Raw genomic sequence first — 13,797 nt, forward strand, 5'->3', positions numbered from 1 at the left:
TTATTTTGAATGATTTTGATCGAATTAAAAATCAGCGTCGAAGCTAATTTTCTGCGTGCTGGAGTCATTATTCATTACGCCTGCTTTTTGGTATTCAGAAACGCGTTTTTCAAAGAAATTGGTTTTTCCTTGCAATGAAATCATATCCATAAAGTCGAACGGATTGGTCACGTTGAATACTTTATTACAGCCCAATTCGACCAACAAACGGTCGGTCACGAATTCGAGGTATTGAGTCATTAATTTGGAATTCATACCAATCAAACTCACCGGTAACGACTCGGTGATGAATTTACGCTCAATGTCTAAAGCATCGGTTAAAATTTCGGTAATGCGCTCTTTCGAAACTTTATTCACCAAATGGTGGTTGTGCAAGTGAACGGCAAAGTCACAGTGCATTCCTTCATCACGCGAAATTAATTCGTTGGAGAAGGTGAGTCCAGGCATTAACCCGCGTTTTTTCAACCAATAAATCGAGCAAAATGATCCCGAAAAGAAAATGCCTTCCACCGCCGCAAACGCAATGAGACGCTCATTAAAATTAGGCGATTGCACCCATTTTAAGGCCCATTCTGCTTTTTCTTTGATGGCAGGAAACACTTCAATGGCATGAAACAATTGATTTTTTTCGGCCTCATCTTTTACATACGTATCAATCAAAAGCGAATAGGTTTCACTGTGAATGTTTTCCATCATCAATTGGAACCCGTAGAAGAATTTAGCCTCGGGGTATTGCACTTCACTGACGAAGTTTTCGGCTAAGTTTTCATTGACAATCCCGTCGGAAGCCGCGAAAAAAGCCAATATATGTTTGATAAAATAGCGTTCATCATCGTTCAATTTGTTGTTCCAATCGTTTAAGTCTTGGTGCAAATCGATTTCTTCCGCCGTCCAAATACAGGCTTCTTGTTTTTTATACCATTCCCAAATATCGTGGTGTTTGATGGGGAAAATTACAAATCGGTCTTTGTTGTCCTGTAGTATGGGTTCCGCAATTGCCATAGTGTTGTTCTTTTTTTAGGATTTTATTAACGTTATTCTGACTGTTACAAATTTGGTCAAATACCCGTAAAAAAGAAAGTCAAACTTATCCACAATCGGCTTTAGTTTTTAACAACGCGTAAGAAAATTCTGATTTTTAACTATTTTATAACGTATTGAAAAACAAGGATATAGAAGTTCAAATTTTGATAAAAGGCAGAAAAATCAAGGGTTTTCGGAAAAGGAGTAAATTATTTTCGTTGGGTTTTCGAAGGCGCTGTATGTTGTGAAATTGTAAATAGAAAAACGGTTAACAAAGGAAATCCCTGGATTATTTTTTTAGAATTTTAAAGAAGAAGGATTGGCCATCGACGGTATTTATTTTTAAAAAATAAAAGCCAATTGCCTCTGGGAGTTCAACCGTAACGAATCCCGACTGATCGGTTTGTTGGGAAAGGAGTTGGCCCAATGGAGAATACAAACCTAGAGTGATAGGATTACCATCGGGTTGCCATTGCAAGGAAACATTGGAATTGGTTGGATTAGGAGCTATTGAAAAAATTGCTTTGTCGGTATACGAGGGGATGTCCAACGACTCTGTAAGCCGAAGAATCCAGTAGTCTCTATCTCCAACGGGTCCTTCGGTTAAAGATCCAGAAAGCGGTGAACTAGTTCCACCTGAAACACAAAGATCCCCGTTTGTAAATTCAAAAATGCTATTTGTACCTTCATCAAAGTTACCTCCATAGGTTTTTTGCCAAACAGAAGAAAAGGAAGAATTAATTTTTAATAGCCATGAATCAGTACCCAATCCTACATTCGATATTGTCTTTTCTCCTGAAATTGGCGAATTTGAGAATCCACAAAGTACTATGTGGTTATCAAATGTTTTGGTCATGGCAAGTAAGTAATCGAATTGATTACCTCCTATTGTTTTTTGTTGCACAAGACTGCCCTGATTGTTTACTTCTATTAACCAAAAATCATTTCCTCCTCGTGAATTTTCTGTTTTTTCTCCTGAAATAGAAGAGTTTGATTCTCCGCCAATGACATAAGAATCAGGATTAAATTCAATTGCACAATAGGGTGCATCAAATCCATTACCGCCTATGGTTTTTTGCCAAATGATCCCTCCTGCGGGGTTAATTTTTAATATCCAAAAATCATGACCACCCCTAGAATTTTCGTTTTTTTCACCAGAAATTGAAGATGTAGAATAACCAGTAATTAAGTAATTACCGTCGATTAAAGGGATAATTCTTGATGCTATATCATTACCAGAACCTCCGATAGTTTTATCCCATTGTACAGCACCATTGGTATCCAGTTTTACTACCCAAAAATCTTGAAAGCCTCGAGAATTTTCAGTTTTATCTCCGGAACTGTTCGAGTCTGAATTTCCTAAAATCAAAAAACCTCCATCAGGGGTTAAACATGCACTTACCGGCGTATCATTTCCATTACCACCTATGGTATTTTGCCAAATGATAGAGCCGTTCTCATCAATAAAAAAAAAAAAAAAATCATAGGCGCCACCCATTAGATTTTCTGTTTTATCTCCAGAAACTGGGGAGTTTGAGTACCCTACAATCAAGGCTCCATTGTCATTAGTAGCAACACAATCATAAAATATATCAAGTGCCGAACCTCCAAGAGTTTTATCCCAAATAATAGTACCATTCTCATCGGTTTTAACTATCCAATAGTCAAAGTCCCCCTTTGAATTTTCGGTCTTGTCAGCAAAAGCATTAGAATTGGAACGGCCGCCTATAAGTATACCCCCATCCGTTAAAAGTATATTTTTATGGGAAGTATTTTGAAGGTCTCCTCCCAATCGATCCTGCCAAATTACGGTTTGAGAATAGGACGTACAACAAAAAAATAATACTATTTTGAATAAATTCTTCACCTATTGTTTGTAAATGGTAACTTGATAAATAGTTCCTTTATCGGTAACTTTTTTTATGATATGATATTTATTCTTTTGAAGATAATCATAGAGATTAGGATCTTGTACTTTTAAGGAATCCCATTCTTCAACGGTAAAAACGTAACTTCCAAGATAATCAGTGATAACGTCTTGACCCGATACAAATTCTTCAAATTCACAGTGCTGCCCTCTTGTGTCTAAAAGTATTGTCATTGCATTTGCGGGGTCAATTTGATTAATAATGACAGTATAATTGAAATAATGATTGCTATTTTCGGGGACTTGATCAGGATTCCAATTGATTAAATCAGTAACGCCATCGTTATCTGGAAAAACATAATCAAACCCTTTTTGGAAACGGTGTTTAATTTTCAAATCTCTACAAACAAAACCTGAACCGTCTCCGTTATCATGCACACTGATAATACGATTACCACCAAATCCAATAACTTCAAAGGGTTCATATAAACTTTCAACAGATGTCATAAGAGCTGCAAATGATGCTGCCCAATATCCTGTAATTGCAGATCTCATTCTTCTTCCTTGACCAGGGGTAAAAATGGGTTGACAGTTAGTATAATATGGTTCAATTGCCAAAAAGTTATTACGTGGAGGGCCGTCAATATAAAAATTATTTTCTGTTGTTAAAATTACTGGCATGATAGCTCTATTATCGCAGTCTACAGCACCTCCAACATAGTTACAATCTATAAAATTATTTTCTAAAGTGTTTCCCCAAGCATGTGTGTCTACAATGCCATCTCCAGCAGTATTAGCATTAAACCCAATTTCATCTGAAAATCTAGGCGCATTTTCACATACTCCATTATATGATGCAAATACATGTTGTAATCCAAAAAAATGACCGAGTTCATGACATAACGTCCACTTTCTAATAAACCAATTGTCATCTAAAAATTGAGTTCTGGCAACGGCACCATTTACTGTACCGTTCACAATAAATAAGTTTATACAATTTTGGGTTGAGTATATACTACGCAAGTCATTCATTTCCTCATTTGTTTCTAATTCCAAAAAATTAGTATCGTTAATTTGGTCAAAACCTCTGTATTTGAAATAAATATTAAATTGGTTGAAAGCTACATTTAAATCACGAATAGCATTCATTATTTCATCAAATCCAATTGGAATTCCTGGTTCCCCTAGACTGTTTGTTCTTGTGGTGCCATTGTCGTTATACACTACATGAAACTTAACGTTAAACACATATTTGGTTGTTGCATCATAAGTGGTATTTGTAGTGTTTTGTGGTTGATTCGCATAAAATCTTTGAAAAATTTCTTGATCACTTTCACCACAAATCGCTACTTGAGAGTTGACAAATGATAAATAGAAGAAAAATAAAATTGTTGTAATAGTTCTCATAATTTATATTTTATTGGTTTATAAATACTTGAATGTAAAGTTATACTTAAAATTTTTTTTTAGAGCAATTATTCACTGAAAAAAGCCATTTTCTTTACCTACATGTCCAACAAAGTGATTATAAATAAGAATAAAACTGTTAAATTACTGATTACTTGTTTCAATTCATATAAAAAAAACCGCTTCTCAACAGAAACGGTTTTTGATATTTAGGGGAACAGCTTTTATTCTTCGCGCACGCTGTCAATATAGGTTTTATTCCCATTTTTATTGATGTAATATTTTCCACCGCGCGGCCCCGTAAACACTTTTCGCCCTTTGTAGGTGCCCGTGACTCTGGCTTTCCTCTTTTTTTGCTTTTCCCTTCATGTCTTGAACTACTTTTTCTTTGGCTTCTTGTGCTCCATCACCTTGTTAACATAAGAAAGCCACAAAGAGTATAAAAGAGTTTTTTCACAGGGTTAGGATATATATTTGACTCTTAAAAAAGATAAAATTTATAGCACCAATGGTCAACCTATTTAGAAAAAAGCGCGCAATTGTACACTCCCTGTATGTATCGTCTTGGTGTTTTCCAACTGTCGGCCAAGGTAGTTGAGGTTCAGGTCTAAATATTTTGTCAAATTTTTCTGTAGCAAAATACGCCAAGTCCCATTGCGCCCGGGTTGTAGTCCTTCCAACATTTGGAAAGCAACAGGGCTGTTCGTGTTGCCCGAAAAGTCGTTTTGGTAGTACGAATATTCCCCCGTTAGCGTAAACTGTTTCGACCCAATATAATTGATGGAAGCGCCAAAGCGTTGTTGGTGGAGTTGTTCGCCGTCGGTGAGCACATTCTTTTTGACCTTTTGTTCATAAAATAAACTTACACTCGTATTGGCCGAAAACAAATACGACACTTTGGGCAACCATTGGGTGGCTTCCAATTCAAAATTTCGAGCCGCAAAATTGTCCGAAATGCCGGTGCTTCCACTCCAAGACGATTCAAAATTGAACAACCACGTTTTGCGCCACAAATGCGCGTATTGTAATTGATGGGAGCGCAACTGATTTTCTTGCGACCCCACCGAGAGTAGGGTGCGCACTTTGGTGACTAAATAGGTATATGTCATGGAATGTAACTGGCGTCCCCGATTAAAAAACAAACTGTTGCGAAACGATTCATTGAGTCCCAATAGGTTTTCAGAACCAGGATCAAAAGGATTTAGATGAAAACGTTCGCCTACCCGTTGTGTTTTTTGGTCAACGGTGAAAGCGGTTTGGTTGTAAAAATGGGACAGCACTTTTTTGAATCCTTTAGCATTTATCCATGCCGCTGGATTGAGAATAAGGGATTGTGAAAATTTGTTTTGATGTGTTTTTACAAAAATTTGATTGGGCAAAAATACCCGAACGTATTTGGCTAAATCAGGAAATGGGGCGACTTCAAACTCCTGTAATTCCTGAATGCCGTTTCCATTATAATCGTTCCACATATACACGCCCTGTCCAGCATTGACCTCCAAATACGTAAATTCTTGTTGCGGCAACGTACCCGAGGCCGTTTCAATAGCCGTCGTCACTTGTACCAACTGTCCCCAATACCGATCGTTGTAGACCAATCGCGAGTTTAACGAGGGTTCGTCAGGTCGTAACGCATCCTGGTAGGTCAATCGGCGGTAGTTAGCAAACAAAAGTAAATTGGATTTAGCGGTTTGCAACAACCGTGTTTTTAGAAAAAATCGGTTGGAAGTATTCACCCGTCGTACGGCTCCATTTTGTAAACTATCGTTTTTTCGATGATACCAACCCATTTCTACAAAGACTTTGGTCGTATCGCCGCGTCCTACCCAAAGGCCTACTTCACGAAACCGCTGACTCAAGGCACTCAAGCTTCCAGTGGTCGCGTCTTTTTCTTCATTATCCTCCCATTGTTGCTCGCCACCGACCCAGTTTTTGCCCCAATGCCGCTTGACCACCGAACGATTGCGGGTAAAACGACTGTTGGTAATCGTACCCTGACTTTCCAGCGCACTAGCTTGTTGCACAATCCACCATTTGGTATCGCGAAACTGCCCTTTGACACTGTGTCGATTTCCAGCAAAAACGGTTCCCAAATCGAGTCGTTCAAACTGATACACGAAAGCGCCTTTGGTTTTAAAATCAAATTCCAAGCCCGTGCCCGCCAAGAGTTGGGTTCCCGTCACGGCGGTATTCAGATTCCAGTCCCGATTAAATTCGATATTGAACAAACGCTCGACGGTACGAAAATCTTGTTGAATCAACTGCGCATTGGCCATAGCATTGATCGAAAATGCCCCTGTGTACAAACGTTGTTTTCCATTGAATTTTGCTGCCACGCCTTGATTGTTGCCATCATCCAAGGCCGAGAAGAGGTTCAAATCGTTGTTGCTTATCCCCATTTCAAAGTCCAACTCCGTTTTTTCATTGGGTTTATATCCTCCCAACAAGGTCGCAATTTGCAATTTCACGGGCGCAATCAATCGCGTGATGGGTTCAAAGTTCCCTTGAGGAATACCGCCTATAGGGGCTACATATTGGTAAATTTTTCCCACGGCATTGTTGTTGGCCAAAATGTAATTCCCTTGGTTGGCTCCTACCAACGTAAAAGTGACATTGAACAAAGTATCGGAGGGATTGTTTGAAAATTCAAAGATTTCTGTGGTGCCTACGAGTACTTTTTTGTATAAAATTTTATTCTCAGAAAAAGTGTCCTCAAAGGCCGAGGGCGCTGCCATTAAGTTGAGGTTGTCCCCAGCATTTTGCAAAACGGTTACTTGTTCGCCCGTTAAACTTTGTTGCAATGGCTGATTTTTCACATCATTTTCTGAATATACATACCCGGCAATGTTCCAATTTTCATTTTGATGATGCACCCCGCCATAGGTAACAAATCGGGTATAGCTGCGTTCGGCATATTGGTATTCGATAACAATTCGCATCTCTGAAGTAATGGGAAAAAGCGAGGTAAAACGCACTTCACCTGCGTTGTAATCGATGATATAGTCGTTATTTTCTCCACGGGTCAATAGAATCCCGTTGACAAAAACACGCTCCGATCCTGAAATGACCAATACAAACAACTCGCCGTTATTTCCGCGCAATTTATACGGCCCTTGATTGCCTTCTTGTCCTGTGAAACTACTTCGCGCATATTGTCCCCGCACGACAGCTCCTGAAGCAAAGAGTTCGGTTTTGTTTTTGGGGCCACCCAACGTAAAACGGGTGTTGATGCCTTGTACTTTTTTATTGAAATTCAAAAATTTGGAATGCCGATTTTCGAGAAATAAATCCCCAGCCCGAATGCTCCATTTGTCGGAAAAAAGTTCGACGAAAATTTGATCAAATTCATCCAGTCGTTGCGAGTACCCGCCATCTTGTAACGGAATGTTGCTGTCTTGAATTGAGGCGCGCAAACTCACTTTATCCGAGATTTTCCCGCTGATTTGTAGGTCCAAATTAGAATTTACCGTAGCATTTTGGTTGTTTCCAATGGTAATCCCGCGGCTAATACTTCCCGTAGTAGTCAGTCCATCAAAAGGTTTAAAGGTGCTAATGGGGTCTTTTTTTACGGTGACCAAAATCCCCGCTTCATTAGGCACCACCCGTTTGCTATCGTATTGGGCATACGATTGGGTAAGAAACTCGGGATACGTTTGAAACCGAACAATGAGGGAGTCTTTCGATTGAAATTGAGGAGTGAACCAGAGTTTTGCACGGGAATAATCTACGGTATAACTCGTGCTATCAATAGGATTCCCTTGGGCATCGGTCAGTTGAAAGGCTGTTTTTAAAATACTCGCGGGGTGTAACGTGAGTGTATCGCGGGAATAGGCGATCTTTTTGCTTTTGAAAGGCGCGCCCACTTCTTGTGCCGACAAGCCCCAAAAACAACCTAAAAGTAGTACCCATACCCAAAATAACCGCATACCCGTAATCACTCGTGTCTTTCAAAAGTAGTATTTCCTTGGTGATTATGGAACGCTAAAAATCAGGAATTATTCTTTGGTAACCAATTGCAGGGTTTCGCGTGAGGTTTGTCGTACCAATACGGTTTTTCCTTTTTCAACCATCGCCGCTGCTTCGGGGGTAAAATGGCGGATGGTATACAAAGAAACATTTTCGTTGTAAGCGACTTTGAATTTTTTGGATAATACCGATTTTAATTTTTCAAAATGACCAAATTTATCTTCTACGCATACGGTAAAACTGATGGCGGTGTTTTGAATTAGACTGACTTTAATTTTGTATTGGTGTAAAAGCGCAAAAATTTCGCTGATGTTTTCCTCCATAATAAAGGAGAAATCGATGGCCGATAACGAAATGAGCAGCTGATTTTTTTTCACAATAAAACAGGCCGTTTTGGGTTCGAGATCGGCTCCCTTAGAAACGCTAGTTCCCAGCAATAAAGGATTGACAAACGATTTTACGTATAGCGGAATTTCTTTTCGTTGCAGTGGTTGTAAGGTTTTGGGATGAATGACGGTAGCCCCATAAAATGCGAGCTCAATGGCTTCTCGGTAAGAGATTTGGTGTAAAAGGGTAGCATTTTCAAAGTACCGTGGGTCGGCATTCAAAACACCGGGCACATCTTTCCAAATGGTCACACTTTCGGCACCCATACAATAGGCAAAAATCGCCGCCGTATAATCCGAACCTTCGCGGCCTAGGGTGGTGGTGAAATTGTTTTCATCCGAACCTAGAAAGCCTTGGGTGATGTAGAGTCCTTTTTTCTTGATTTGTTTGGAAATGCGCTTTTGTGTTTGTTCCCAATCAACCAAAGCATCGCGGTAGGTAGCATCGGTTTTGATCAAATTGCGCACATCAACCCATTGGTTTGACACTCCTTTTTCATTAAAATAATGACTGACAATGGTGGTGGAAACAATTTCGCCATAACTCACCACTTGGTCGTAGACAAAATTGTAATTGGGCGATTTGTTGCTGCGTAAAAAATATTCTAAATCGGCAAAATGACTGTTGACGGCATAAAACACCTCATGGTTTTCATCGTCAAACAACTCCAATAATATTTGGTTATGGTATTTTCGAACTTCCTGAAGCGAGGCATGAAAGGCTTTCGACTTTTCGAAGTAGTTTTTGATCACTTCTTCCAAGGCATTGGTCGTTTTGCCCATGGCCGAAACGATGATGACCACCTCTTCGTGTCCCACGGTTTGCAGTACATGCAACACATTTTTTACACCTTCGGCATCTTTTACAGAGGCCCCACCAAATTTGAATAATTTCATGAAGATTGGGATTTAAAAAAAAATGAAATCCAAAACTAAGCAATTCTTCTTATCAGGGCGCTTAATCGGTTTAAAATTTATCCCTTTTTTCCATAAAAGTGGCGATAGCGTTTTCGTCCATTTGTACCACGCGCCAATCGGATAATACGCGCGCTCCTGTTTTTTCATAGAAATGAATCGCAGGGGTATTCCAGTCCAAAACGGCCCATTCAATACGGCGCACCCCTTCTTCTTGGCCGCGACGAATCACTTCTCGGTATAACGCCATGCCAATGCCGCGACCCCGTTCGGATGCTTTGACAATCAAATCTTCCAAATGAATGGTTTTCCCTTTCCAAGTGGAATACCTGTAGTAAAAGAGGGCAATTCCCAACAACATATTGTTTTCCTCTGCCACCAAACATTGAAAAAGCGGCGGTGTTGCGAATCCATCGCGAATCAGGTCGGCCTCGGTGATGACCACGGCTTCGGGTTCTTTTTCAAAAATAGCCAGCTCTCGAATCCGTTCGAGCACTTGCTTCATATCGTTGGGTTGGGCGGGGCGAATGGTCATTATTTTTTCTTCTTTTTTGTGGGTCGTTTTGGCGTTGGTTTTTTTATAACAGGCGCTTTATTGTTAATGGGCTTTTGCACGTAGGCTTTATAGCGTTTGTCGGAGATGGCACGTTCGCGGGCTTTAAGCGCTCGGTCATTGGGATCGGGATGCGAACTTAACATACGGCTTATAAAATCCGATTGTCCGCTTTCGCTCAGTTTGGCTAAAATTAGAAAGGCCGATTCTACTGCATTGACATCATAGCCATGCATTTTCATAAATTCATAGGCAAACGTATCGGCATCATTTTCCTGGCTGCGGCTGTGTTTACTATCGAGCAAAACACTGGCAATTTGCCCTGCTTCTCCGTCGGTTACTTTACCAATTTTATCCGATTGTGAGGCGATCGCGTCCAAAACGGCACTTTTTTTCAAAGCGGCACGCATGGCATCTTTGGAATCTTCATTGACCACATGACCAATTTCATGACCAATGACCGCCAAAAGTTGGTTGTCGTCCATAATGTCCATCAATCCCGAATATACACGCACACTGCCATCGGCACAAGCAAAAGCATTAACTTCTTTGGTTAAATAAACTTTATAGTTGAGTTGCAATCCGTTTTCATTGGCGTGTTTGCCAAAGACGCGGTTTAAACGCAAGGTGTATCCATCATTGGGCCTCGCCACAACATTGGCCGAATCCAGTTTTCGAACGCCTTCCTTGGCCAAAGCTGCAGCTTGCTCGTTGGAAAACGTAAACCCAGCGACGCCTTTTTGAAGCGCTCCGAGCGCCCGTTCACCGAGGTTGATTTGCGCTGATGTGATCCACGTGGTGGCGGTCACAGTAAGAACGGTAAAGAGATGTTTTGATTTCATTTTTTGGTTTTTTAGGTACAACAAAGATACAGGAAGTCGCGGGAATTGTTCGTAGAATTATTTTCTCTGGAATTGTCGAATTAATTCCGAAAAAATAGGATATTTGCAGCACAACTACAACGATTTCGTAAATGGAAGAACGCAACAAAACCTTAGGGGAATTTATCATTGAAAAACAAACCGATTTTCAGTATTCGACAGGCGAGTTATCGCGCATTATCAATTCTATTCGATTGGCGGCAAAGGTCGTGAATTATAAAGTAAACAAAGCGGGATTGGTTGATATTGTTGGCGCCGCGGGCGATACCAATGTGCAGGGAGAAGACCAGCAGAAATTGGATGTGTATGCCAATGAAGTTTTTATTCAAACCCTGATCAATCGCGAAATTGTTTGTGGCATTGCATCCGAAGAAAACGATGATTTTATCACGGTGGCCGGCAGCGATAACAGCCACAACAACAAATATGTGGTACTTATGGACCCCTTAGACGGTTCTTCCAATATTGATGTGAACGTTTCGGTGGGCACTATTTTCTCCGTTTTTCGTCGGGTTACCCCTGTGGGAACTCCGGTTTCTTTAGCCGATTTTTTACAACCGGGCGTCAATCAAGTGGCAGCAGGCTATGTGATTTATGGCACTTCGACGATGTTGGTTTATACTACAGGACATGGGGTGAATGGATTTACACTCAACCCAGCCATCGGTACTTTTTACCTTTCGCATCCCAACATGCAATACCCGAAAGACGGAACCATCTATTCGATTAACGAAGGGAATTACGTGCATTTTCCACAAGGGGTAAAAAATTATATTAAGTATTGCCAGTTGGAAGAGGGCGATCGTCCGTACACTTCGCGTTATATCGGGAGTTTGGTTTCCGACATGCATCGCAACATGATCAAGGGCGGTATTTATATTTATCCTACCAGTTTCAAAGCGCCGAAAGGTAAATTGAGACTTTTATATGAATGCAACCCCATGGCGTTTATCGCGGAGCAAGCGGGTGGAAAAGCCTCCGATGGTTACCAACGTATTATGGAGATTCAACCTACGGAGTTGCATCAACGGGTGCCGTTTTTTTGCGGAAGCGAAAATATGGTGACGAAAGCCGAAGAATTTATGCGTGAAGCGCTATAATGGTTTTTTAAACTTGAAAAAAAAGTCCCGAAATACCTCGGGACTTTTTTATTATTTGTACATGTGTCGCATTTCATACACAAAGGTGTCCAAATCGGCGTTGAGTACTAATAGTGACAACGCTTTATCAACGATATAGTGAACGTTTCCTGGCGTAAAGCCCAAGGCTAAGGCAAAACGAGTAAGGATTTCCTTTTGTTTGGGTCCCAACACTTTGTCGGCGTAAACCATCCGTGATAAATCGTACAATCGTTCCAATCGCATCGCATACGAATAGGGTGGGTTGATCGGATATTTTAATGGATTGGCTAGAATTTCGGCATATTCTTCATCGGAAATTTCCAATTGTACGGCCAATTTATCCAAAAAGTTTCGCTCCTCATTGGTTAAATCGCCATCGGCAATCGCCACACGAACGATGGCAGAAAAATGCCCTTTATTCCGGCTTTTGAACTCACTGTCAAATAAATCTGCTATAGACATAATGTTATTGATTTTATGCCCTAAAAATACCGTTTTTTCTGAAATATGACTAAAAAAATACCGATTTTACTTTAGGGTTTTTTCGCTATGAAAATATATTGTAAGTTTACCCTAATTAACCCTCGTCCGCAATGCTATGACTGATTTCTGGATTTTTTTTAAATTCGGTCTCGAACACGTACTCGACTTAAACGGCTACGATCATTTGCTTTTTTTGGTAGTACTTACCGTGCCGTATACAGGCAAAGACTGGAAACGTATCCTCTTGTTAGTATCTCTTTTTACCCTAGGCCACACCTTATCCTTGTTTTTGGCGGTGTTGAATATCGTTCGCGTGCAACCCACCTTGATCGAGTTTCTTATTCCGATTACAATCCTTCTTACAGCGCTGTATAATTTAGCAACCGCTGGAAAATCAAAACCCAAAGAGAATCTCACCTTTATCGGGGGAATTACCTTGTTTTTTGGGCTAATTCATGGCTTAGGATTCTCCAATTATTTTAAAGATTTACTCCCCGGTGAAGCGCCCGACAAAATGCTTCCCATGTTGGCTTTTGCCTTAGGAATTGAAGCGGCACAACTCATCATTGTTTTGGTCGTATTGTTGCTGTCTTTTGTGTTTTTAACCCTTTTTCGTTTTTCCAAACGAGAATTTATTCTGGTTTTTTCGGCCATTGTTCTCGGAATTATCCTTCCTTTGTTGGCACAAAATCCTATTTGGGAGCCGTAATTCAAACAAAAAGTAGTACTTTAGAAACCATGAAAAAGGAGAAATTAATCAAATACGATAAAGCGTATTTGCGCATCGCCGCCGAATGGAGTAAATTGTCGTATTGCCAACGCAAACAGGTAGGAGCCATCATTGTACGCGATAGGATGATCATTTCGGATGGATACAACGGCACGCCATCGGGGTTTGAAAATTGTTGCGAAGATGATGAGGGTTTAACCAAGTGGTATGTGCTTCATGCGGAGGCCAATGCCATTTCCAAAGTAGCACGTTCTACCCAATCGTGTGAGAATGCCACCTTGTTTATTACACTTTCTCCTTGCCGTGAATGCAGCAAACTCATTCATCAATCGGGCATCAAAAGAGTGGTCTATCAAAAGGGCTATCGCGATACTTCTGGTATTGATTTCTTAACGAAGGCAGGCGTTGAAGTCGTTCAGATGGAAGAACTAGAGTAAACGGAATACTCCTTTTTCAGCGTTTTTT

12 protein-coding genes are annotated in these 13,797 nt (G+C 40.4%); 3 read left to right on the forward strand and 9 right to left on the reverse strand.

Translation table 11 applies throughout. The features are described 5' to 3' along the window. Positions 1-24: 24 nt before the first annotated feature. The 8 genes from Q0037_RS07660 to Q0037_RS07695 all read right to left on the reverse strand — a co-directional run bounded on the left by Q0037_RS07660 (position 25) and on the right by Q0037_RS07695 (position 10,959). Positions 25-1,002: a ribonucleotide-diphosphate reductase subunit beta gene (locus Q0037_RS07660; RefSeq protein ID WP_073361934.1), complete on the reverse strand. Its 978-nt coding sequence runs from the start codon at positions 1,000-1,002 to the stop codon at positions 25-27. Positions 1,003-1,312: 310 nt separating this feature from the next. Further along, on the reverse strand, positions 1,313-2,890 hold the full coding sequence (locus Q0037_RS07665; protein WP_297517052.1) for a T9SS type A sorting domain-containing protein: 1,578 nt from the start codon (positions 2,888-2,890) through the stop codon (positions 1,313-1,315). Beyond that, a complete protein-coding gene (locus Q0037_RS07670; RefSeq protein WP_297517053.1) occupies positions 2,891-4,297 on the reverse strand; it encodes a hypothetical protein in 1,407 nt (468 codons plus the stop codon). A 224-nt stretch (positions 4,298-4,521) separates the two neighbouring features. Then, on the reverse strand, positions 4,522-4,605 hold the full coding sequence (locus Q0037_RS07675) for a hypothetical protein (protein WP_297517140.1): 84 nt from the start codon (positions 4,603-4,605) through the stop codon (positions 4,522-4,524). A gap of 213 nt (positions 4,606-4,818) precedes the next feature. Then, entirely contained in the window at positions 4,819-8,223 is a 3,405-nt protein-coding gene (locus Q0037_RS07680; RefSeq protein ID WP_297517054.1) for a hypothetical protein, read from the reverse strand. A 69-nt stretch (positions 8,224-8,292) separates the two neighbouring features. After that, positions 8,293-9,546, reverse strand: a complete 1,254-nt coding sequence (locus Q0037_RS07685; RefSeq protein ID WP_297517055.1) for an aspartate kinase — start codon at positions 9,544-9,546, stop codon at positions 8,293-8,295. A gap of 70 nt (positions 9,547-9,616) precedes the next feature. Further along, entirely contained in the window at positions 9,617-10,099 is a 483-nt protein-coding gene (locus Q0037_RS07690) for a GNAT family N-acetyltransferase (protein ID WP_297517056.1), read from the reverse strand. Beyond that, positions 10,099-10,959, reverse strand: a complete 861-nt coding sequence (locus tag Q0037_RS07695) for a M48 family metalloprotease (protein WP_297517057.1) — start codon at positions 10,957-10,959, stop codon at positions 10,099-10,101. The genes Q0037_RS07690 and Q0037_RS07695 overlap by 1 nt, the downstream gene beginning before the upstream one ends. 131 nt (positions 10,960-11,090) lie before the next feature. On the opposite strand from Q0037_RS07695, the gene fbp reads away from it, so the two are divergent. Continuing rightward, positions 11,091-12,098: a class 1 fructose-bisphosphatase gene (gene fbp / locus Q0037_RS07700; RefSeq protein WP_297517058.1), complete on the forward strand. Its 1,008-nt coding sequence runs from the start codon at positions 11,091-11,093 to the stop codon at positions 12,096-12,098. Between the two features lie 51 nt (positions 12,099-12,149). On the opposite strand, the gene Q0037_RS07705 is transcribed toward fbp, so the two are convergent. Beyond that, a complete protein-coding gene (locus tag Q0037_RS07705; RefSeq protein WP_297517059.1) occupies positions 12,150-12,581 on the reverse strand; it encodes a TerB family tellurite resistance protein in 432 nt (143 codons plus the stop codon). A 136-nt stretch (positions 12,582-12,717) separates the two neighbouring features. Here Q0037_RS07705 and Q0037_RS07710 point away from each other — a divergent pair, with 136 nt between their 5' ends. Further along, positions 12,718-13,311 carry a HupE/UreJ family protein gene (locus Q0037_RS07710; RefSeq protein ID WP_073361950.1) on the forward strand — a complete coding sequence of 198 codons (594 nt, stop codon included), beginning with the start codon at positions 12,718-12,720 and terminating at the stop codon, positions 13,309-13,311. Positions 13,312-13,340: 29 nt separating this feature from the next. Continuing rightward, a complete protein-coding gene (locus Q0037_RS07715) occupies positions 13,341-13,769 on the forward strand; it encodes a dCMP deaminase family protein (RefSeq protein WP_297517060.1) in 429 nt (142 codons plus the stop codon). The last annotated feature ends 28 nt before the right edge of the window (positions 13,770-13,797 follow it).

Source organism: Flavobacterium sp., from assembly GCF_027482425.1.
In the GTDB taxonomy this organism is placed as follows: domain Bacteria; phylum Bacteroidota; class Bacteroidia; order Flavobacteriales; family Flavobacteriaceae; genus Flavobacterium.